Here is a 22,460-nt window from a genome sequence, read left to right as displayed (position 1 = left end):
TGTTCGCGGCGGCGGCGTGAAACACCATGTTCGTGAACCCGACGTTCTCTGTGGTTATGATGCGCCCTGACCGCTTCAGTGCAAGCTGAAATTCATATAAGACTTTTGCCGGATTGAAGTTTGTATTGGCGCACATTGTCTTCGAGTTGATGGTGACGACGTCCATGCCTTTCATCAGCTGTAGCCATTGAAGAAGCTGGCTTTGCCACTTGGTGTACCCAGGCGGGTTATGGACCAAGCGCTGGCGACACATAGTGTGATGTTGAACTCTGGTCTATTTGACGTGGTTGGCTCCAGTGGTGTGAAAACCAATCATTTGCCTGTCCGAGATAGCATATGACCCTATAAAGGCGGAGTTGGCGCAAGTTATCAACGCGGAGGTAGCACAAATTTTGCGAAAGGGTTTTCAACAGGGGATTACACTTCGGCACTTGCGTGCTCTTGTTGCGTTGTCGGATCTGAAACTAATCGCGAGGGTTTCTGAAGCGCTTGGGGTGACGCAGCCAGCCGTGTCAAAACAAATTGCCGAGTTGGAAAAGATCGTTGGCGTGCCCGTCGTGACCCGGGATCGCAACAGGCTTTACCTGACGCCGATCGGCGCGAGGCTTGCTGAACATGCGCGTCAGGCGCTTGGGCAACTTGATCGCGCCGCCTTTGATATCGAGGCGATGACAAGCGGTGTGTCGGGCTCTGTTGCGGTCGGTGTCGTCAGTTCCGTTGCGCCGACACTCTTGCCCAGCACGATTTCCTTGTTCAAGCGCAGCACGCCACAGGCAAACGTTTCGGTCTCCGAAGGACATTTCGTCGAACTATTGCCGCAACTTGAAGCTGGCGCACTGGATCTGTTGATTGCGCGGGTTTGGCAGCCTCAGGAACTGGCTGGTATTGATCAAATGGCTTTGTTTTCTGAACCAGTCGTCGTCGTCGCGGGGCGCGATCATCAGCTTGCACAAGAGGCTGCCGTCAAATGGGCGGATGTTGCAAATTTCCCTTGGATACTACCGAAACCAAACTCGGTCGCCAGACAAGCCGTGGATGCGCTTTTTGCCGCAAATGGATTATCGCCGCCCACGAACACAGTTTCATCCTTGTCACTGGCGCTAAATACCGAACTTTTGCGAGCCATGCCGGTTCTTGGGTTGCTGCCACAGCGGCTGGCACAGACGCAGGCTGGGCGCGGCGAGTTGGTCACGCTGCCGCTGGATACGCATGATTTACTTTCAGAGGTGCGGTGCTTCTGGCGAACAGACCAGATCGCACAGAATGTGGCGCTTGTCTTGTTCTTGAAGTGTCTGGGGCAAGCGACGCAAGATATCGAAACCATTCCGTTTAGTTAATGTTTCCGACATATTTTTCATTATTAATTGCCAAGATCATCTTTTAGCTTAACCAAACACACGGTTTGGGAGGGCTATTGTGTCTATTCGTATCAACTTAAAGAATCGTGCGCGCTCGTGAGCAGCTCCGAGCTTTGCGCGCTCTCCGCTGGTGATGTACTAGCCGCTTTTGCGGCCAAATCCCTGACGCCGAGCGAATATCTTGCAGCTTGCCTAGAGCAGATAACGCAGTTCAATCCCAAAATTAATGCCTTGGCGGCGATGGACGTCGAAGGCGCTGTTGTCAGCGCCGAAGAGGCGACACGGCGCTGGCAGTCTGACACGCCCATGGGGCCGCTGGATGGTCTGCCAATTGGTGTCAAGGATTTGCAGGACACGAAGGGATTGCTGACCACGCATGGCAGCATCCGCGCAAGGGGTCATGTGCCTAACGATGATATGCCAATGGTCGCACGCCTGCGCGCGGCGGGCGCCATTATTCTTGCCAAGACAAACGTTCCCGAGGTGGGGGCCGGAGGAAACAGTTGTAATCCCGTCTGGGGTGCGACAGGCAACCCGTTTGATGCCAATTTGATTGCGGGTGGCTCGTCGGGTGGCTCGGCCGCGGCGCTGGCGGCCAACTTGCTGCCGCTGTGCACCGGCTCTGATACGGGCGGCTCGCTCCGGATGCCCGCGGCCCTTTGCGGCATCGTTGGCTATCGCCCGTCAGTTGGTGTGATCGCCCACCCAACGCGCCCCTTGGGGTGGTCAGGGATTTCGGTGTTGGGCCCAATGGCGCGTACAATGGATGACCTGACGTTGATGCTAGGGGTTTGTCAGGGGCATGATTGGGACGATCCTTTGTCCGTTTCTTCAGTGCCGGATCGCTTCGAAGCATTGCCTCCAGTGTCCCTGAAAGACCTGCGTGTAGGGTTCAGCGAAGATTTTGGTGGCGCCCCTGTCGAACCGACCATCCGCCAGACATTTCGTGCCCGCCTTGATCTGCTGCGCCCGCACGTCAAAGAATGCCGCCTTGTTGACCTCAATCTTGGTGATATGGATCGCTGCTTTGATGTACTGCGGGCCGAAAGCTTTGGCGCAGCCTTTGGCGCGGGTGTCCAAGAAGACCCCGACGGCTTCGGCCCGCATATCAACGAGAATGTTGCGCTCGGTCAGACCATGTCCCTGGCGGATCGCGGTTGGGCGCACAATGAGCAGACTCGCATTCTGCGCCGTTTCAACGCGCTTATGCGCGAAGTTGATGTGATTGTGCTGCCGACTTCGCCGGTGTCACCCTTTCCGTGGACCCAATCACACCCTTCCCGGATCGACGGGCAGGACATGGACATCTACTATCGCTGGCTGGCGCTGTGCTATCGCGGTTCGCTTAGCGGGGGGCCTGCGATTACGCTGCCTTGCGGACGCGATGCTTTTGGCATGCCCTTTGGACTCCAGATGCTAGGAGCGGTGCGAGGCGACGAACAGCTTCTGAGCGCAGCAAAGGCCATCGAAGGTCTGTTTGCTGCCGAAGCAGAAACGGCACGCCCGTTGGCCGATATGAAGACCCTTGCCCTTTCGAAGATCAATCTGCGGTCGATCGTGACGCACCCGCCGATCCTAGCCGAATCCGGGCAATCGGCGCGCGCGTCCCTGCAAACGGCGGTGTAGCGTGATGTGGTATGTTCCGATAGTTTTCATCATCCTGCTGATCAGTGGCACGGCTTTTGCCTATCTCATGGGGGCGGTCTCGGTCCTGACGTTTGTCGCCGTTGATAAAACCCAGTTTCTGTCGATCCTGCCGCAGCGCATCTTTGCACAGCTCGACGTCTTTGCCTTCATGGCAATGCCGCTGTTTATCCTGACGGCCGAGATTATGAGCCGCGCAGGGGTGACCCGCAGCCTGATTGATTTCGCCATGTCTATTGTCGGACGCTTTCGCGGTGGTCTGGGTCATGTGAACATTCTCACGAGTGTATTCTTCGCAGGCATTTCAGGTTCTGCGATTGCCGATAGTGCCGCCTTGTCCCGCACATTTGTGCCCGAGATGAAGGCACGCGGCTATGATCCTTATTATGCAGGCGCGATTACGGCGGCGTCTTCGATGATCGGCCCGATCATTCCTCCGTCGATCATCATGATCATCTATGGCGGCCTGACGGGTGCTTCTGTTGCAGCTTTGTTCATTGCAGGCGTGATCCCCGGCCTGATGCTTGCCGCTGCGCTGATGATCTTGAACGCAGTCATCGCGCATGTGAAGGGGCATCCAGGCGGTGCATCCGACGACCTGCCGCGCTTTCTGCCCAGCTTGCTGAACGCAGCCCCTGCTTTGTGCTTGCCTGTAGTGATCCTTGGCTCGCTGGTCTTTGGGCTTGCCACCCCGACTGAAGGCTCTGCCATCGCCGTGTTTTTCGCGCTCATGGCCGGCCAGTTCTACAAGGGGCTGAACTGGCGCATGATTTTTGACGCGGTCGAAGCCACTGCAAAGATGACCGGGACGATCTTTATTATCCTCGCTGCGATTTCAGTATTGGGGTATCTTGCGGGCCAGTTAGGCTGGTCCAGCGCACTGGCCAATTGGGTGGAGTCCTTCGGGCTGACAGGTACGAAATACCTGTTTTTCCTTGTGATCATATTCCTGATCGCGGGCATGTTCATGGACACGCCCGTCGCCCTCACTCTGCTGATCCCGCTCTTTGCTCCGCAGGCGATGGAGCAAGGCATCAGCCCGATTCAGCTTGGAATTGTGCTGTGCTTCAATCTGTGCATCGGCCTGATCACGCCGCCTTTGGGCAAATGCCTCGTGGTCGTCTCGGCGCTGACAAATCTTAACTACTGGCGGCTGGCCTACGCTGTGCTGCCCTTCATTCTCGTTCAGGTGATGCTCCTGCTGGCGCTGGTCTATTGGCCCGCAATCAGCCTCACGTTGCCACGCCTGTTCGGGTTTTCTGTGAACTAACCAAACCTAAGGGAGGACTACCAATGAAACTCAAGGCACTTACACTCGCGGCATTGCTCGCGATGGCCACAACTGCGTCCGCAGAGGTAAAAATCGCATTGGACAGCAAGCCGGATCTGGAAACCTCTGGCTCGTATAACTGGGCATATGCCTTTGGCAATGCGCTGAAAGAGGCGGGCATGGAAGTGCGGGAAATGCCGCGCGGTTCTGTGGGCAATGAAGCCGAAAAATTCGATCAGGTCTCAACTGGTCTGCTTGAAGTCTCGCTGTCCGATGTGCGCGCGGTTGCGCAGGTTGATCCATTCATCTATGGCGTCCGCCTGCCTTATATCTTTGACAACATCGACCATATGGACCGTGCAATGGCTGCCGGGGATGTCTACACGCGCGTCAACGAAAACCTTGCTAAACAAGACGCAATCCTGCTGGCGCTTGCGCCGCTCGGGCCTGCCTCTGGCGTGATCACCACAACCAAGGCCGTGCGCTCGCCCGCGGATATGTCAGACCTACGGATGCGTGCCTTGGATGATGCACAGATCGCGATGTATCAGGCATGGGGATCGAGCGGCACCATCGTGCCTTGGGGCGAAGTGCCTGCGGGTCTGCAAACCGGTGTGATCGACGGTTACCTGAACTCGCCCTTCATCCCTGTAATGTTTGGACAAACCGACTTTGTAAAGAACTTCGCCACGGCAGATGTAATCTGGCCGCTGCGCGCTGTGATCGTGTCCAAAACATGGTATGACGGCCTGTCTGATGACGACCGCGCCGCTGTGGATGCCGCCGTCGAAACAGCCGATGCGGCAACCCGTGCATGGCTTGCCGAAGCGTCTGAGAATGGCCTGACAGCTCTCGAGGAAAAAGGCGTGACCGTCCAGCGCTTGACCGACGAAGAGCGCGCAGTCTTCCGCGAAGCCTCTTTGCCGGTCTACAATTCCGACCTGATGTCGGCCGAGGACACGGCTCTGTGGAAGAAACTCTCTGACGAGAACCGCTAAACCGATATGGGCGGGCCGCATGACGTGGCCCGCCTCTTGCATAACCGGGGAAGTCAAATGCAGCATTTCATCATCAGCACCAGCGACCGCCTGCACTTGATCATACGCCGCGTGGCCGTGTTTGCAGTCTGTGTGATGTTCCTGACGGTCGTCGTGCAGATTATCGCGCGCTATGTCTTCTCTTCTCCCCCCGTCTGGACCGAAGATGTCGCCCGCTATGCAATGGTCTGGACCGGATTGCTGGGCGCGACCCTGTCCTTCAAGACACGCTCGGATGCTGTTCTGATGGACAGCGTCTTTCCCAAACGCCCACATTACCTTGGGCTTCTCGCGGAGGCGATCCAAAGCGCGGCGGTGCTGATCTTTGTCTTGCCGGTGGTTTATTTCTGCTTCATCGGCCTGCGGGGCGGTTTCGCAAAGGGCTACCTTGCGCGCCAATCGGGGCTGACAGCGGATACCCTTGGGATACCAATGGTGTGGATCTCAGTGGCCGTGCCCCTGTCCATGATCATCATTCTCATCCATCTTTTCGCCCGTTGGGCCGGGGATGACGTTTTGGATGAAACGGGCACCGAGCTCGATTGAACGATTTGATTAATCAAGAACGAGAACACGTTTGAAGTGAGTGTCGGGTGCCGTGTGTACCCTTAATCCGAACTTGACTCATTCAGAGGATCGATCTCGATGACGCAGCAGAGCTTTTTGAGCGAGATCCTTGCAAGGATCGCAGGGGCGGGTCGGAGCCGGACACAAGCAGTAGAAGATACCGCAGCCAGCCTGATATCGCTGTGTCATTCCCTGGTCCGCGACGTAAGCGAGGCTGAAGGACTGAAGATATCGCGTCAGATTCTCGACATTTACGCGGCAGCCGACGTCGCAGAAAAGGCGGCCTTCTTTTTCGCTGTCAGCCGAGAATTCGGACCCGACGATGCAGCGCTGAGCGCAGCCGTCGCCAATTGGACCCCCGGAGACATCGACGCTGCACGCGCACTTCATTTCGTGGCAGAACCCCAAACCCAGGAGTTGATCCGCACCATCAACCGGGTCCCCGGAGCAACTGTTGAATTGGTCGCGATGCGGGCTGATTTGCTCGCGCATGCAAAACAGAACCCACATTTGCGCGGGCTGGACTCGGACTTTCAACACCTCTTTAAGTCTTGGTTCAACCGCGGCTTTCTGGAGATGCGACAGATCAATTGGTCAACTTCGGCACAAATTCTGGAAAAGATCATCACATACGAGGCAGTCCACGAAATCGCCGACTGGGATGATTTGCGCCAGCGCGTCGGGGATCCTGACCGGATGCTCTTCGCCTTTTTCCACCCCGCGATGCCAGACGATCCACTGATCTTTGTTGAAGTCGCTTTGCTTAGCGAGGTTCCGAATGCAATCGGGCCAATCCTTGCGGTCGATCGCAAGCAGACCGATCTCGACACCGCCACCGTTGCGACCTTTTATTCGATCTCCAATTGCCACGCGGGGCTGCGCGGCGTGTCTTTCGGCAACTTCCTGATCAAACAGGTTGTCGCGGAGCTGCAAAAATTGCGCCCGAACCTAAAGACATTCGTCACGCTGTCGCCGGTGCCGGGCCTTAGGAAATGGGCCGAGCAATCCTTGCTGAACGGCGACGCTTTGCTAAGCGATACCGACAAGGCGACGCTAAGCGAGCTTGGCGAAAACTACCTGCCGCAGGATGACTTCGTCACCAAGCTGGCTGCGCGCTTTCTGACCGAAGCCAAAAGGGCGTCGGGCACGGCGGCTGATCCCGTGGCTCATTTCCATCTGGGCAACGGGGCCACCTTGTTACGCGTTCATCCGGGCGCCGATCAAAGCCCGCGCGGCATCGCCAGTTCGTGGGGTGTGATGGTCAACTATCTCTATGACGGTGAGACGATAGAACAAAACCATCAGGCCTACGCAAATCATCACGATGTTTCGGCATCACCCAGTATCATCGCACTGAGCAAAGGGTAAAAGGACGCCCCATGTATCACGGAAACCACTTGGCCGAGAGATTGCGTGCAGCCAGCCTGGGCGCAGAAAACAATCCGTTCCTGCGCAATCATCAAACTGGCGAAAAGGTCTCGTACAAGGCGTTTTTTGCCAACGCCGAACGTATGGCGCAGGCCTTGGTGGCATCAGGCGTAAAGCCCGGCGACCGCGTGGCCGTGCAGGCTCCAAAGACGCAGGCAATGTTGGAGCTATACGTCGCAACAGTTCTTGCAGGAGCCGTATTTTTACCCCTCAACACGGCCTATACTGCCGCCGAGATCACCTATTTCCTGACTGATGCGGAACCGCGGATTTTTGTCTGCGATCCAAATTGCGAGGATGAGCTGTCAGCCGTCGCAAAAGACGCTGGTGTGGCCGAAGTGCTGACCATCGGCGCGGATGAAGGTGGGTCGCTGCCAGAGCGACGCGATGCAGCAGCCCCCGGGTTCACCCCAGTCCCTCGCGGACCCGACGATTTGGCCGCGATCCTCTATACCTCGGGTACGACGGGGCGGTCTAAAGGGGCCATGCTGACGCATCAGGCGCTGGCGTCGAATGCCCAAACTCTCAAGGAAAGCTGGCACTTCAGCGCGGATGACGTCCTGATCCACGCTTTGCCGATCTTTCACACACATGGCTTGTTCGTCGCCACAAATATCACGCTGATTGCCGGGTCGTCCTGCATTTTCATGTCAAAGTTCGACGCCGATGAAATCCTTGATTACATGCCAGAAGCCACGGTTCTGATGGGCGTGCCGACCTTCTATGTGCGCCTTCTTGAAACCGAAGGGCTGCGCAAGGCGTCGGCCAACATGCGCCTGTTCGTATCCGGCTCGGCTCCATTGTTGGCCGAAACCCATAGTCGCTGGCGCAATGTGACCGGACACGCGATTCTGGAGCGTTATGGGATGACCGAAACCAACATGAACACCTCGAACCCATATGACGGCGATAGGCGGGCCGGAACGGTGGGGTTCCCATTGCCAGGGGTTGAGTTGATCGTCACCGACCCGGCAACCGGCGCACCCTTGCCGCAGGGCGAAACTGGCGTGTTGGAAGTGCGCGGGCCCAACGTATTTGCAGGCTACTGGAAGATGCCTGATAAAACAGCGGAAGAGTTGCGCGACAATGGGTTTTTCATCACCGGTGATCTTGGGCGCATCGACGCAGACGGTTATGTTCATATCGTTGGACGCGGAAAAGACCTGATCATCTCGGGCGGCTACAACATCTATCCCAAAGAGATCGAGCTGGTGATCGACGACCTGCCGGGCGTCGTTGAAAGCGCGGTCATTGGTGTCCCGCACAAGGATTTTGGCGAAGCCGTCGTGGCGGTCATTGTCGCCCAGGATGGTGTCGAGATTTCAGCGCAAGACGTCTCTAACATGATCAAAGATAATCTGGCCCGCTTCAAACAACCCAAGAGCATCGAGTTTGTCGAAGCCCTGCCACGGAACGCCATGGGCAAAGTTCAGAAAAATGCGCTGCGCGAGGCTTATGACGGGGTATTCCAATAAAGCGCGCCTACAACGCTGATCGAACATTAAAAAGAGAAATAGGGAGTTGGTATGACACAGCACAATACCGCTTTGGCAATTGCCGCCTTGAATGACCTGTTAGGAGATCGCCTGTCCACCGGCGAGTCCATCCGGGAAATCCACGGCAGGGATGAGGCCTATTCCGAACCCGCTTTGCCGGACGCAGTCGCGTTTCCGGAAAGCACTGACGAGGTTTCGGCGATCGTGAAGATCTGCGCGCAGCATAAGGTGCCGGTTGTGCCGTTCGGTATCGGCACATCACTGGAGGGTCACGTCATCCCGACCCATGGAGGGATCAGTGTTGATACCAGCCGGATGAACAAGATCCTTGAAATCCATGAAAGCGATCTGGACGCGGTTGTGCAGCCTGGGGTTTCACGCACTCAGCTGAACGAGGAACTGCGCGCCACCGGGCTGATGTTCACCGTCGACCCTGGCGCGGATGCGACGCTTGGCGGAATGGCCGCAACGCGCGCGTCCGGTACCAACACCGTGCGCTATGGCACCATGCGCGAGAATGTCTTGGCGCTAGAGGTTGTGTTGCCCGACGGCACGGTGATCGAGACCGGATCGCGGGCGCGGAAATCCTCGGCCGGATATGATCTAACGCATCTCTTTGTTGGCTCAGAAGGCACGCTTGGGATCATTACACGGCTGACAGTGCGTTTGTTCGGCCAACCGGACACGATACTTGCCGCCACCTGCGGATTTGAAACGGTCGACGACGCTGTGAATAGCGTCATCATGGCCATCCAGATGGGTATTCCAATGGCCCGGATCGAGTTGCTGGATGAGATCCAGATGAAAGGGATGAACATCTTCAATCCGGATCTGAGTCTGCCGGAAAAACCCCATCTTTTCCTGGAATTTCATGGTTCAGACGCCAGCGTGAAGGAACAGGTGGAGTTTTTCGAAGGTGTCGCTGAGGAATTCGGCGTTTCGGGCTTCGCGTGGGCGACAAAGGCCGAAGATCGCGGTCGCCTGTGGGCGGCGCGGCATAACGCCTATTACGCGGGGAAGTCACTTCGCAAAGGCTGCGAGAGCGTTGTCACTGATTGCTGTGTCCCCATCTCGGCGCTGGCGGACTGCATCTCACGCACCAAGGAGATTATCAACAAGGCTGGTTTGATCGCCCCAATCGTTGGGCATGTGGGGGACGGCAATTTCCACCTGCTGATCCTGTTTGACCCCAACGATCCCGAAGAACTGACAAAAGCCAAGCAGCTTGCATCTGATGTAAACCGAGTCGCATTGTCTTTTGGCGGGACTGTAACCGGTGAGCATGGCGTGGGTACGGGCAAGAAGAAATATATGGCCGAAGAACACGGCGCAGCCTATGCGCTAATGGCGACGCTGAAGCGTGCGGTGGATCCGGATAATATCATGAACCCGGGGAAAACCGTCGATATCAACTGACACATCATAGGGAAAGTGGTTGAGATCGGCAGGGTGGTTGTTTTCTTGACAGCGTCCAGAACCGCCAATTTCTGCATGTTCTCAACGCCTGTTCCGCTGAGCGAGCGAACCAAACCACGCAAAATCTGTACTCTCAGCGAATGTCAGCAATGCGCAAAAACAGTGCAGCATTTTGACGGCAGAAAGAAAGCCCGCTCTGGGCCGTCCTTGTGGAGTGCCCCTATCGGGTGGTCCGGCTTGATTGTTAGTGCATCATGGGCCTCTGGTCCATCGGGACGATGCTTTCCGGTGCTGGCGGACGATACCCCAAGGAGCTGTGCGGCCTGACGGCGTTGTAGTGAACTCGCCATTGCTCGATCAGGATTTTCGCCTCCCTTAGGCTGTAGAAGATTTCGCCGTTCAGCAGTTCGTCGCGGAAACGGGCGTTGAAGCTTTCGCAGTATCCGTTCTCCCATGGTGAGCCTGGCTCGATGTAGGCCGTCTTGGCTCCGACAGCTGCAATCCAGTCCCGCACTTTCTGGGCGATAAATTCCGGCCCATTGTCCGACCGAATGTACTCCGGTGGGCCGCACAGGATGAACAGGTCTGTCAGAGCATCCAGCACGTCCGTTGAGTTGAGCTTGCGGTCCACGCGGATCATGAGTGCCTCCCTGGTATATTCGTCGATGATATTCAGCGTCCGATAGACGCGGCCGTCAGCGGTTCGATCCTGGACGAAGTCGTAGGACCAAACGTGATCGGGGCGTTCTGGGCGCAACCGCACGCAAGAGCCATCGTTCAGCCAGAGCCGACCTTTCTTCTTTTGTTTCTGCGGGACTTTCAGCCCTTCGCGTCGCCAGATGCGCTCGACCCGCTTGTGGTTCACGTGCCAGCCCGCGTTGTTCAGCAAGCCGGTCACCATCCGATATCCGTAGCGCCCGTACTTTTCGGCCAGTTCGATGATATCGTCTGTCAGACGTTCTTCATCAGCGCGGCCCAGTGGCACCTTGCGCTGTGTAGATCGATGCTGACCCAAAGTGCGGCAGGCGCGGCGCTCTGATACACCAAGCTCCTGCCGCACATGGTCGATGCATTTGCGGCGACGGGAAGGGCTTAGAAGTTTCCCTTTGCCGCCTCGGTCAGAATGAGCTTGTCCAGTGTCAGGTCCGATACCGCGCGCCGAAGCCGTTGGTTCTCCTTCTCAAGCTCCTTGAGCCGGGCGAGCTGTGACCGCCCCATCCCGCCATAGAGCTTCCGTCCCTTTGACCGGCAGGCAATTGCGAAGCAAATGCCGAGAGGGGGCGATAGAACGTCTGCTGCGTCACGCCGATCTGACGCACAGCCTCGGCGATCGTCGCGCCTTGTCCCTGCAGAACTTCAACCTGACGAAGCTTCGATACAATCTCTTCAGCCTTCTCTCTTTTTCCAGCCATCGCTGATCCTCCAATTGCGGGACAAAACTATCCCAATTGATGGACCACTTTCAGGGGGCTACTCCAAGCTTGCCGTCTGGCTGTACTTCCGATTTCCGCTGAACTTCCGCGATGTGGAGGACCTGCTCGCAGAGCGCGGCATTGACACTTCCTATGAGACCGTTCGGCGTTGGTCCTTGAAGTTCGGGCTGGTTTTCGCCGCCAAACTCAGACGTGCACGGCCAACGCCTGGTACATGCTGACATCTCGACGAGGTTTTCGTCTTGATCAATGGCCAGCGCATGTACCTGTGGCGCGCCGTCGACAGCGAAGGCGACGTGCTTGATATCCTGGTCCAGGCCCGTCGAAACAGGAAAACTGCGCTAAAGCTGATGCGCAAACTGTTGAAGAAGCAGGGATACTCGCCGGATGCCGTTGTGACAGACAAACTGCCATCCTATTCCGCCGCCCTCGGAAATCTCGGCATGAAGGCGAAACACGTCACTGTCTGGCGCAGCAACAACCGAGCGGAAAATTCACACCTGCCGGTCAGGTTGAGGGAGCGACGAATGCAGCACTTCAAGTCGGCTGGATCTGCACAGAGATTTCTTTCAACCCATGCCGCCGTCTACAACACCTTCAACGTCCAACGCCATCTCATCTCCCGCAAGACACTTCGAAAGTTCCGCGGCGATGCAATGGCTACGTGGCAGTCAGCGGCGGCTATCATATGATCGAAGAGTACGCATCGGTCTCGTGCGGCTAGCGGTGCTTACCGTGACAAGGCCAATCAATCAGTCAGGGAATCCCGAATCTGAAAAGCTGCGACACGCTTTGGAAAACGATCGCCCGGTCGTTTGAGACGAGTTAGAATTCGTCTGACAGCCCAACGGCGGATGCCCCACCAAACGGAAATGATCAACAGGTTTCGCCGGGGATGAGACGAAAACCCAGGTCGATCACACTCGGCGATGGCAGACTCTCCGATGGCTCAGATGCTTGCATCACATGTGCGGCTGCGCGCCTTCCCATTTCCAGACGAGGCGTCTCAACGGTCGTCAGGCGTATCGGCAGCGCTTCGAGGAAAGACAGTCCGTTGAACCCGGCAAGCGCGAGCTCTGACGGAATTTCGATGCCCTCGCTCAGGCAATGCATGATGCCCCCTGCGGCAAGGTCGTCGTTGGAGAAATAGATCGCATCGGGACGGTCTGCCGAGGCGACCATCTGCGCTGTCGACCGCCGGCCCGCCACCATCGAGGAGGGGCCTTCGACCAGAATTTCATTGACTATTTGGGCGCCAGATTCCCGAACGACGTCCCGGAATGCGGCGAAGCGCTTTTCGGCTCGCAGATCCTTGCCATCTCGGCTGCCAATATACCCGAAACGGCGATAACCCTTCGATATCATATGGGACGCAGTCGTGCGGCCTGCCTGGGTTTGCGACAGCCCGAAGGCTGCGGATATCGGGTCGCCATCGGTGTCCATGACTTCGACCACCTGGACACCGGATGCAAGAACCGCAGCGCGCGTGGCATCGGAATGCTCCAGGCCTGAGAGGATGATGCCTCTGGGCCGCCATGACAGCAGGTCGAGCACCAGTTCTTCCTCCCGCTCCTGGGAATATTCGGTCACACCGAAAACCGGCCGGTACCCGCCGGTTGAGAGGACCTCATTGATCCCGTCAAGCACTTCAGAAAACACACGGTTGCGCAGGGTTGGCAAGACAACGGCGACAAGTGTGGAGCTTTCATCACGCAATGCGGTCGCCAGCCGGTTCTGAACATAACCGAGCTTGCGCGCCGCATCATGAACCCTTTCGCGGACTTCCACAGAGGTCTGTCCGGTGCCTCTGATGACCCGCGAGACGGTCATTTGGCTGACCCCGGCTTCGACCGCAATATCGCCCATTGTAGGCCGCAAATCCGGTCTTCCTGACACCGACTTCATTCCCTTCGATCATTGCGCGAACCACTCGCCCACTCCTATCTCCTGAGAAAGGTCTTGACAATTGTTTACGTAAACGCGATGAAAAAGACGATATGTTTACGTAAACATCAAAGAATGAAAGTCAGTTGAGCTTGTATGATTGAAGCCACAGACCGTCATGGATGAACCGCGCGAAGCCAAGAAGATGCCGATGGTCAATGGCCTTCCGGGCAACTGGGGCACCGGCGCCAGTCAGCAGGTTGTGTCCGACCACGTCCGGCATGGCACTTGGACCCGTTGAGGCGCAACACGTTGCGCAAAAGCGTAGGAAAGGCAGGATAGTATGTCAGAGTTGAAGACTGCCGTGGTCGGCCTTGGGTCGATGGGATACGGGATGGCTTTGTCCTGTGTGCGCGCCGGTCACCGGACCTGGGGGATCGACATCAACGCCAGCGCCGTTGAGCGCTTCGAAAAGGCGGGGGGGGCAGACTGGCGTGCTGCCATCAGATCTCGATGCACTGGTTGTGGTGGTGCTGAACGCGGCACAGACCGAAGCGGTGCTCTTTGGCGAGAAGGGCATTGCCCCGGGCCTGCCCGCAGGCGCTGTGGTCATCGCCTGCGCCACGGTCGCGCCAGAGTTTGCCCGCACCATGGAAGCGCGATGTGCCGGTTTGGGGCTGCATTATCTCGATGCGCCGATTTCGGGCGGGGCCACGAAGGCGGCCAATGGCGAGCTCTCCATCATGGCCTCGGGCAAGGGTGAGGCCTTTGCCGCCGCGCGTCCGGTGCTTGATGCCTGCGCGCAAACGGTTTTTGAACTGGGCGATCAGGCCGGACCGGGCTCGGCCATGAAGGCCGTCAATCAGCTTTTGGCAGGCGTGCATATCGCCACCATGGCCGAGGCGCTGACCTTTGGCATGACGCAAGGGGTAGAGCCGGCCAAGTTCGTTGAGGTGATATCAAAATGTGCCGGCACCAGCTGGATGCTGGAAAACCGGGCGCCCCATATTGTGGAGGGCGATTACACGCCCCGGAGCCAGATAAACATCTGGCCCAAGGATCTCGGCATCGTGCTCGACGTGGCAAAATCGGCGGGGTTCTCGGCCCCGATCACGGCTGCGGCCCTGCAGCAATACATGGTGGCGGTCGGCATGGGGCTGGGGGGCGATGACGATGCGGCAATCGCAAAGGTCTATGCGCGAAATGCCGGTCTGAGCTTGCCGGGTGAGGACAAATGACGACGCTACTTGGCTGCATCGCCGATGATTTCACCGGCGCGACAGACCTGGCCGGACTGTTGGCGCGCTCGGGCGTGCAGGTCTCGCTGCGGATCGGCATACCGGACACGCCGCCCCATGAGACGGCCCCTTTCGAGGTGATTGCGCTTAAGTGCCGGACCGCCCCGGTTGCTGACGCGGTGGCAGAATGCCGCGCGGCGCTGGCCTGGTTGCAGGCTGCCGGGACCGAGCGCTTCTTCTGGAAATACTGCTCGACGTTCGATTCGACGCCTGAGGGCAATATCGGGCCGGTCGCAGAGGCCTTGATGGACGATCTGGCGGTGCAGCAGACAATCTACTGCCCGGCTTTTCCAGAGAACGGCCGCTCGATCTTCATGGGCAATCTCTTTGTGGGCCGCGAACCTCTCTGCGAGAGCCCCATGAAGGATCATCCACTGACGCCGATGCGCGATTCCAACCTGATGCGTCTGCTCGAGCCGCAGGTGACCCGTCCGGTGGGGCTGGCCGACCGGCTGAGCGTTGCCAAGGGCGCAGCGGCGTTGCGTGCGGAACTGGATCAACTGTCGCTCAAAGGCGTGGCGCACGTGGTTGTCGACGCTGTGGCAGATGAGGACCTTGGGGTGATTGCGCAGGCTTGCCGCGACATGAAACTGCTCACCGGCGGAAGCGCAGTGGCTATGCCGCTGCCTGCCTTGTACCGGGCCGATGGCGCGCTGGCCTTCGACGCGCCACGCATGGAGACGCCAAACTTGCCGCTGGCGGCAGTGATCTTGTCAGGCAGTTGCTCGGCCATGACCAACGCCCAGGTCGCGGCCTACCGCGCCACGGGCGCACCGGCGTTGCAGCTCCACCCGCTGGTGCTTGCGCAAAGCGGTCCGCAGCCAGCGCTTGACTGGCTGTCGCGGCAAGACCTTGGCCAGGCGCCGCTGATTTACGCCACCGCAGACCCCGCCAGTGTCCGCGCTGCACAGGAGCAGCTGGGCCGTGACCGTGCGGGTGAGCTTGTCGAGAATGTGCTGGCGGCCTGTGCCGTGGCAGCGCGGGAGAAGGGCGCACGACGCTTTGTGGTGGCCGGAGGTGAAACCTCTGGCGCGGTGACACAGGCGCTTGCCGTGGACCGGCTGGACATCGGGCAGGAAATCGCTCCCGGCGTCCCCTGGACATTCTGCAACACCGGCGGCCACCGCATTGCATTGACACTCAAATCAGGCAATTTCGGCCAACCGACTTTCTTCATCAACGCCCTGGAGGCCCTTTGAGCAACGAAACCGCATTGCGCGAACAGATCTGTCTTCTGGCCAAATCGCTGTTTGACCGGGGACTGACCCATGGCAGCACCGGCAACATATCGGCGCGGACACCGGATGGCGGGCTTCTGGTTTCTCCGACCGGAACAAGCTTCGGGCGGCTCGATCCGGCCAGGCTCAGCCACTTCAATGCCGCCGGACACCTCATCGGCGGTGACAAGCCCACCAAGGAGATGCCGCTGCACAGCGCCTTCTATGAGACACGGTCGACGGCGGGCGCCGTTGTGCATCTGCATTCCTGTCATTCCGTGGCGCTGTCGATGATGCCAGACGCGAACCCCGATGATTTCCTGCCGCCGCTCACCCCCTACGGCATCATGAAGCTGGGCCGGGTCAAGCTCTTGCCGTTCTTCCTGCCGGGCGACCCGGAGATGGGCGCGGCGGTGCGCGGACTTGCCGGCAAACGCTCGGCGGTGATGCTCGCCAATCACGGCCCGGTCGTCGCCGGAAAGGATGTGGAGGCTGCCTGCAACGCCATTGAAGAGCTCGAAGATACCGCCCGGCTGGCGATGATGGTGCGTGGCCAGAACCCAAATGCGCTGACAGAGACCCAGGTTCAGGCCATCGTGTCGAAATTCGATGTGGAGTGGGAGGCGTGAAGTTTTCCGCAAATCTCGGCTTTCTCTGGACCGACCGTTCCTTGCCCGATGCGATCCGGACCGCGAAGGCGGCTGGTTTCGATGCGGTTGAGTGCCACTGGCCCTATGAGACGCCTCCGGAGCAGGTGAAGGCCGCGCTCGAAGAAACCGGGCTGCCGATGCTGGGGCTGAACACGGTCCGTGGAAACCCCGGCGAGAACGGGCTCTGCGCTCTTCCCGGCCGCCAGCCCGAGGCGCGCGCCGCCATCGATCAGGCAATCGATTATGCGACCGCCATCGGTGCCGGGGCCATCCACGTCATGGCGGGTTTTGCCGACGGCCCCGAAGCAGAGGCTGCGTTTCTTGAAAACCTCCGCTATGCGCGGCGGAATTGTCCGGCCGGGATCGACTTGCTCATCGAGCCACTCAACCGTCACGATGCGCCTGGATATTTCCTGCGCACAACCGATCAGGCGGCTGCGATCCTGAAGCAACTCGATATGCCCGGGATCAAACTGATGTTTGACTGCTACCATGTCGGCAGGACCGAAGGGGACGTCGTGACCCGCCTCAAGGCGCTGGCCCAGGTCATTGGCCATATCCAGTTCGCCTCTGTTCCGAGCAGGGGGGCACCGGATCAGGGAGAACTGGACTACAGGTTTGTGTTTGCAAAGATCGCCGAGATGGGCTGGTCACAGCCTTTGGGGGCCGAATACAAACCGGGTGGCGCAACCGACGACAGCCTTGGCTGGTTGCGCAGTTTAAGGTGACCTGGTCCACGGGCGGCGCTTGTTGCGTGCGCCCTATGCTTCTCGAAATTCGCACTGCCGCATACAGGGCCTCGGGCGATCTAGCGTTGACCGATCTTTGAATCCTTGAAAAGCGCGGGAAACTCCCGCGGAGCTGATCGCCAGTACTGTTTGGGGGCGCTCACCTTTGCCCCCAGTGCGGCGGCGGCGTGCCACGGCCAGTGCGGATCGTACAAGATACCCCGAGCCAGCGCTATTGCGTCGGCTTCGCCGTTTTGCACAATCGCATCGGCCTGTTGGGGATCTGTGATGAGGCCCACTGCAATGGTGGGCAAGCCGGTTTCCGCCTTTATCCTTGTGGCGAACGGCACCTGGAACCCGGGTCCGACCGGTATTTTCTGCTTTGGCGACACACCACCCGTCGACACATGGATCGCAGCACACCCGCGCTCCTTCACCGCCGCGCAGAGCGCAAGCGTGCTTTCGAGATCCCAGCCGCCTTCCACCCAGTCTGTCGCCGAAACCCGGATCCAGACGGGTATATGCGGGGCAACTGCGGCTCTGATTGCATCAAACACCTCCAGTGGAAACCGCATCCGGTTCTCAAGCGTTCCGCCATAGGCGTCGTTGCGCTGGTTCGACAAGGGCGAAAGAAACTGATGCAGGAGATAGCCGTGGGCCATATGCACCTCAATCCCGCAAAATCCCAGACGCACCGCCCTTTCAGCCGCCCGTACGAAATCCTCGCGAACCCGCGCCAGCCCGGCTTCATCAAGCGCGATGGGCACATCCTCGCCATCGGCATGGGGCAAGGCAGATGGAGCCTCTGCTTTCCATCCTTCCGGTTCCCCGGGCCGGATTTGCGACCCTCCGTCCCAAGGCGCGTGGCTCGATCCCTTGCGCCCGGCATGCCCGAGCTGGATGGCAACGGGCATGTTTGACTGCTTGGCGAGCACCTTCATGACATGTCCCAGCGCCGCTTCGTTCTCGTCCGAATAGAGTCCCAGATCCGCCGGTGAAATGCGCCCTTCCGGCGAAACAGCGGTGGCTTCGATGATCAACAGTCCTGCTCCTGACAGGGCCAGGTTCCCCAGATGGATCAGATGCCAATTCTGCGCGCTGCCATCGACGGCGGAATACTGACACATCGGCGCAATCACAATCCGGTTTTCAAGCTCAAGCGTGCCGAGTTTCAGTGGTTCAAAGAGATGGCTCATTCGATCAGTTCCAGTCTTCATGTGCTTGTTGAACCTTATGCCGGATGCAACAGTGCCCCGACGGCAGCTGCACCCCGGTCAGAGTGCGTTTTTAAAGTCAGGAGAACGCCGCTCCAGAAAAGCCTTCACCCCTTCGCGCCCCTCGGGGCTTTTACCGGCTTGGGCGATGGCGGAGAGTTCCCGATCCATCTGGCTGGCAAATCCGGACGCGAAGCTTTCGTGCAGCAGCTTGCGGGCAGTGCCCATCGACGCCACCGCGCCCAAAGCCAGCCGGGCAGCCAGTTCGCTCCCCTCACGTTCAAGTGCCGCGTCCTCCACCACACGGGTGACAATCCCGATGGCGGCCGCCTCCGCCGCTTCAACGCGGCGGTTGGTCAGGATGATATCCTGCGCCTGACGCATTCCCACAAGCCGCGGCAGCAGCCAGGTCATGCCGCCATCGGGCGTCAGTCCGATCCCCAGATAGGCTGCGGTAAAATGCGCGGACGGATGAGCCAGAACAACATCACCACACATCGCCATGCTCAGCCCTGCCCCTGCGGCAGGTCCGTTGACCAGGCAGATCAGGGGCTTCTTCATCGACACCAGCAGCGTCATCGTTTGATGCAGTGTGCCTGCCAAGCGCCCCAGAAATTCGCCGATGCTTGCGCTATTGTCGGCAAAGTCACCAATATCGCCGCCGACGCAGAACATCTTTCCCGCTCCGGTGAGAACCACGCATCGAACCTCGGGATCGTTGGCTGAATGCAAGACTGCGTCCAGAAGCCCATCGGCCATTGGCTGATTGAGCGCGTTGCCCCGCTCCGGGCGGTTCAGCGTGATGCGCGCAATCCGACCCGTAACATCGAGCAGAACCGGCGGCGAGGCCGTGGGGTCAGCGGGGGATGTCATACCGCGTGCTCCGTTTTCCAGTCTCGCTTGATCTTCTTGGCAAGGCTCCATTTGTGGACCTCGGTCGGACCGTCATATATCCGGAAAGCACGGATCTCCCGGAACACCTGTTCGACCATGGTATCGCCAGCCACACCTTGCCCGCCCATGCATTGCACACAGCGGTCGGCAACACGCATCAGCGCCTCGGAGACAGCCACCTTTGCCATCGAGCTCTCGGCGCCACCCTGCGCGCCCGTGTCGAGCACATCGGCGCACCAGTAGATCATCAGCTCCGCCTGCTTGAGGTCCATCAGGTTCTCGGCCAGCATGAAGCCGACCCCCTCATGGTCGATCAATGGCTTGCCGAAGGCCATGCGGCGGTTGGCGTAGTCGGTGGCAATCTCGTTGGCGCGCACGCATGCCCCGAGCCAGCGCATGCAATGGCTCAGCCGCGCAGGCGCGAGACGGACCTGGGCATATTTGAAGCCTTCCCCGGATTCGCCCAGCATCTGGTCGGCGGGCACACGCAGATTCTCGATGGCAATGACGGCATGACCGCCGGGCATGGAGTTGTCGATGGTGTCGAGGACCCGCTCGATGCGGATCGCCGGGTTGGGCAGATCGACAAGGAACATGCAGGCGCCATCGTCGGATTTGGCCATGATGATGCCCATGCCGGCGCCGTCCGCTCCGGTGATAAAGGTCTTGCGGCCATTCACCACCCAGTGATTTCCGTCCATCTTGCAGGTGGTCAGCATCATTGACGGATCGGACCCCGCGCCGCCTTCTTCGGCAGGTTCTGTCATGAAGAAGGCAGAACGCATGCTGCCGTTGATCATCCGGGGCAGAAAGCGTTGCTTGAGCTCCGGCGAAGCGACCTTGCCCAGAAGATACATGTTTCCTTCGTCAGGCGCACAGGTATGGCAGGCCAGCGGCCCCAAGATCGAAAGGCCCGAGCGGATCAGCACAGCGGCGGTTTCGCGTTGTGTCAGGTGATCACCATTATCAAGGATATGCGGAGTCATGACACCGGCCGCGCGTGCCAGTGCTTTCATCTCGTCGGCCAGCGGCTCGGAAGGACCGTGGCTGCCAAGCCTCGGATCGCGCTCATAGGGCACGATCTTCTCACGGACAAAGCTTTCAACCCTGTCGGAAATCTGGAGTGCCCGGGCCGACACTCCCGCTCTTTGCAACAGTTTGCTCATATTGAATCAGTCCTGATTTGGGCTGCCGGCCTTGGGCTTGGCCGGCGGGCCTTGGCGTGGAAGGGTTCACCTGCCGCATGTCTGCGGTGTCGCGCATAAGGTCATGGATCGAGGAAGCCCAATTCCTGCCTGATCTGACGCTTGAGGATCTTGCCATTGGCGTTTCGCGGCAGCGGCGCCTGATAAAACGTGTAGCTTTCGGGGCATTGGTAATCTGCGAGCTGGGCGGCGCATTGTGCAGACACGGCCTCCTGCTTTGCCTCGTCCTGATTGACCGAAAGCACCGCATGCACGCGCTCGCCGAGGATCGGACAGGGTTTGGCGACCACGGCGGCTTCGATCACGCCGGGACAGGCTGTCAGCACGCTTTCCACCTGGGCGGTGAACACCTTATAGCCACCGCGGTTGATCATGTCCTTCTTGCGATCATGAACATGGACAAAGCCGTCCTCATCCACCGAGCCAATATCTCCCGATTTCCAGAACCCGGCGGAAAACTCGCGCGCGTCCGCTTCAGGGTTGCGCCAGTATCCCGGAACCACCATCGCGCCCCGGATCCACAGCTCCCCGTCAACGCCCGCCGGCACTTCGCGGCCCGCCTCGTCCATGACGCAAATCTCGGCGCCCGGAACCGGCAGCCCCACCGACAACCGCCGTGCCGCGGTCTGGTCCGACGGCATGACAGTTGCCGGAGACGTCACTTCCGTTGCGCCATAGGCGTTCATCAGCCCCAGGCCAGGCAGCGCATCCGCCAGCCGTTCAATGGTCGCCGCAGGCATCGGCGCGCCCCCGTAACCGCCAACACGCCAGGCCGACAGATCATAGTCACTCAGATTGGCCTGAAGCAGGCAGAGATTGTACATCGCAGGCACCATCAGCGAGCAGGTCATGCCTTCGCGCGCGGCACATTCGAGAAAACGCTCGGCTTTGAAATCGCGCATGATAGCGATGCTGCCGCCTGCACAAATTAACGTGTGGATCCCCGCAACCAGCCCCGTGACATGGTTCATCGGCACGACCACGATGGTCTTGTCTGTCGGGCCCAAATCCATCGTGGTCACGAAATTGATGGACGAATGGACGATCCCGAGGCCCGTCAGCATCGCGCCTTTGGGGACCCCGGTTGTGCCGGAGGTATAGAGGATGGTCGCAACCTCGTCTTCGCTCACATCGGCGGCGTCTGCCAGCGGCCCGGTCCTGCGCAGCCGGTCATAGTCGAGATACCCGGACGCCTGTCCGACTGCGATACGGGAACTGAGATTTGGCGTCTCGTCGGGCGGAGGAACCAGATCGATGAACTCGGCCTCAACGATGAGTGCGATTGCCTCCGAGTTCAGCAGCGCATGGCGGATGCCGGGCATCTGCTCGCGGATGCTCAAAGGGACCGTCACGGCGCCGAGCCGGGCCGCCGCATAGGTCACCACCACGAAAGGCACGCCATTGCCCAGCAGCATCGCCACCCTGTCGCCCTGCCCCACGCCGAGCGCGGCCAACCCCGCAGCGACACGCCCGACCTCGTCATCAAGCTCAGCATAGCTCAACCGGGTCTCGCCGCAGATCAGGGCTTGCCTTCGCGGATGGCGGGCGACGGCACTGGCCAGCATTGCATGGACATTGCGCGGGCGTTCGGCGTGGCACGCGACCACGCGATTGCCGTAGTGAAGTTCCCTGCGCAATGCCACCTGTGTTGTCATCTGCGGTCCTCGACCCAATCCGACCCGCCAGCCGAGCGGCGGTACCCCCTGTCTCTGTTTCGCCTT

Annotated in this window: 17 protein-coding genes and 3 pseudogenes; 14 read left to right on the top strand and 6 right to left on the bottom strand. The window is 59.2% G+C overall.

Annotation, left to right across the window (positions count from 1 at the left end; genetic code table 11):
* The first annotated feature begins 356 nt into the window (after nucleotides 1–356).
* The 8 genes from HPDFL43_RS04535 (at nucleotide 357) to HPDFL43_RS04500 (ending at nucleotide 10,216) form a co-directional block, all read left to right on the top strand.
* The gene (locus HPDFL43_RS04535; RefSeq protein ID WP_156970187.1) at nucleotides 357–1,337 is read left to right on the top strand and encodes a LysR substrate-binding domain-containing protein; all 981 of its coding nucleotides are present in this window, start codon (nucleotides 357–359) and stop codon (nucleotides 1,335–1,337) included.
* Between the two features lie 117 nt (nucleotides 1,338–1,454).
* Nucleotides 1,455–2,984, top strand: a complete 1,530-nt coding sequence (locus HPDFL43_RS04530; protein ID WP_040449065.1) for an amidase — start codon at nucleotides 1,455–1,457, stop codon at nucleotides 2,982–2,984.
* A 4-nt stretch (nucleotides 2,985–2,988) separates the two neighbouring features.
* The gene (locus HPDFL43_RS04525; RefSeq protein WP_007196078.1) at nucleotides 2,989–4,272 is read left to right on the top strand and encodes a TRAP transporter large permease; all 1,284 of its coding nucleotides are present in this window, start codon (nucleotides 2,989–2,991) and stop codon (nucleotides 4,270–4,272) included.
* Nucleotides 4,273–4,295: 23 nt separating this feature from the next.
* Entirely contained in the window at nucleotides 4,296–5,270 is a 975-nt protein-coding gene (locus HPDFL43_RS04520) for a TRAP transporter substrate-binding protein (protein ID WP_007196077.1), read from the top strand.
* Between the two features lie 24 nt (nucleotides 5,271–5,294).
* On the top strand, nucleotides 5,295–5,855 hold the full coding sequence (locus HPDFL43_RS04515) for a TRAP transporter small permease (RefSeq protein WP_210165619.1): 561 nt from the start codon (nucleotides 5,295–5,297) through the stop codon (nucleotides 5,853–5,855).
* A 99-nt stretch (nucleotides 5,856–5,954) separates the two neighbouring features.
* The gene (locus tag HPDFL43_RS04510; RefSeq protein WP_007196075.1) at nucleotides 5,955–7,244 is read left to right on the top strand and encodes a malonyl-CoA decarboxylase; all 1,290 of its coding nucleotides are present in this window, start codon (nucleotides 5,955–5,957) and stop codon (nucleotides 7,242–7,244) included.
* Nucleotides 7,245–7,255: 11 nt separating this feature from the next.
* On the top strand, nucleotides 7,256–8,779 hold the full coding sequence (locus HPDFL43_RS04505) for a malonate--CoA ligase (RefSeq protein WP_007196074.1): 1,524 nt from the start codon (nucleotides 7,256–7,258) through the stop codon (nucleotides 8,777–8,779).
* Between the two features lie 51 nt (nucleotides 8,780–8,830).
* Nucleotides 8,831–10,216: an FAD-binding oxidoreductase gene (locus HPDFL43_RS04500; RefSeq protein ID WP_007196073.1), complete on the top strand. Its 1,386-nt coding sequence runs from the start codon at nucleotides 8,831–8,833 to the stop codon at nucleotides 10,214–10,216.
* Between the two features lie 244 nt (nucleotides 10,217–10,460).
* Here the strand turns inward: HPDFL43_RS04500 and HPDFL43_RS04495 are convergent.
* Nucleotides 10,461–11,628, bottom strand: a pseudogene (locus HPDFL43_RS04495) (IS3 family transposase).
* Between the two features lie 29 nt (nucleotides 11,629–11,657).
* Between HPDFL43_RS04495 and HPDFL43_RS04485 the strand changes: the two are divergent.
* Nucleotides 11,658–12,341 (top strand): annotated as a pseudogene (locus tag HPDFL43_RS04485) (IS6 family transposase).
* A 184-nt stretch (nucleotides 12,342–12,525) separates the two neighbouring features.
* Here the strand turns inward: HPDFL43_RS04485 and HPDFL43_RS04480 are convergent.
* Entirely contained in the window at nucleotides 12,526–13,515 is a 990-nt protein-coding gene (locus HPDFL43_RS04480; RefSeq protein ID WP_007196069.1) for a LacI family DNA-binding transcriptional regulator, read from the bottom strand.
* Nucleotides 13,516–13,693: 178 nt separating this feature from the next.
* On the opposite strand from HPDFL43_RS04480, the gene HPDFL43_RS22100 reads away from it, so the two are divergent.
* The 5 genes and pseudogenes from HPDFL43_RS22100 (at nucleotide 13,694) to HPDFL43_RS04460 (ending at nucleotide 17,426) form a co-directional block, all read left to right on the top strand.
* Complete coding sequence (locus HPDFL43_RS22100; RefSeq protein WP_169743225.1) at nucleotides 13,694–13,834, top strand: hypothetical protein; 141 nt, start codon at nucleotides 13,694–13,696, stop codon at nucleotides 13,832–13,834.
* 51 nt (nucleotides 13,835–13,885) lie between these two features.
* A pseudogene (gene ltnD / locus HPDFL43_RS04475) lies at nucleotides 13,886–14,771 on the top strand (L-threonate dehydrogenase).
* Entirely contained in the window at nucleotides 14,768–16,030 is a 1,263-nt protein-coding gene (gene otnK, locus HPDFL43_RS04470; RefSeq protein WP_007196066.1) for a 3-oxo-tetronate kinase, read from the top strand. The pseudogene ltnD and the gene otnK overlap by 4 nt, the downstream one beginning before the upstream one ends.
* Nucleotides 16,027–16,677: a 3-oxo-tetronate 4-phosphate decarboxylase gene (gene otnC / locus HPDFL43_RS04465; protein WP_007196065.1), complete on the top strand. Its 651-nt coding sequence runs from the start codon at nucleotides 16,027–16,029 to the stop codon at nucleotides 16,675–16,677. Before otnK ends, otnC begins: the two co-directional genes overlap by 4 nt.
* On the top strand, nucleotides 16,674–17,426 hold the full coding sequence (locus HPDFL43_RS04460) for a hydroxypyruvate isomerase family protein (protein WP_007196064.1): 753 nt from the start codon (nucleotides 16,674–16,676) through the stop codon (nucleotides 17,424–17,426). Before otnC ends, HPDFL43_RS04460 begins: the two co-directional genes overlap by 4 nt.
* Before the next feature lie 80 nt (nucleotides 17,427–17,506).
* On the opposite strand, the gene HPDFL43_RS04455 is transcribed toward HPDFL43_RS04460, so the two are convergent.
* The 4 genes from HPDFL43_RS04455 to HPDFL43_RS04440 all read right to left on the bottom strand — a co-directional run bounded on the left by HPDFL43_RS04455 (nucleotide 17,507) and on the right by HPDFL43_RS04440 (nucleotide 22,394).
* Nucleotides 17,507–18,622, bottom strand: coding sequence for an NADH:flavin oxidoreductase/NADH oxidase (locus HPDFL43_RS04455; RefSeq protein WP_007196063.1), 1,116 nt, complete (start codon nucleotides 18,620–18,622; stop codon nucleotides 17,507–17,509).
* 78 nt (nucleotides 18,623–18,700) lie between these two features.
* A complete protein-coding gene (locus HPDFL43_RS04450; RefSeq protein WP_007196062.1) occupies nucleotides 18,701–19,513 on the bottom strand; it encodes an enoyl-CoA hydratase/isomerase family protein in 813 nt (270 codons plus the stop codon).
* On the bottom strand, nucleotides 19,510–20,700 hold the full coding sequence (locus HPDFL43_RS04445; RefSeq protein WP_040449058.1) for an acyl-CoA dehydrogenase family protein: 1,191 nt from the start codon (nucleotides 20,698–20,700) through the stop codon (nucleotides 19,510–19,512). Before HPDFL43_RS04445 ends, HPDFL43_RS04450 begins: the two co-directional genes overlap by 4 nt.
* Nucleotides 20,701–20,801: 101 nt before the next feature.
* Entirely contained in the window at nucleotides 20,802–22,394 is a 1,593-nt protein-coding gene (locus tag HPDFL43_RS04440) for a class I adenylate-forming enzyme family protein (protein ID WP_007196060.1), read from the bottom strand.
* Between the last annotated feature and the right edge of the window lie 66 nt (nucleotides 22,395–22,460).

The organism is Hoeflea phototrophica DFL-43 (assembly GCF_000154705.2).
Taxonomy (GTDB): Bacteria; Pseudomonadota; Alphaproteobacteria; order Rhizobiales; family Rhizobiaceae; genus Hoeflea; species Hoeflea phototrophica.
The sequence above is the reverse complement of the archived record's forward strand: the minus strand, read 5'-3'. Positions and strand labels throughout refer to the sequence as shown.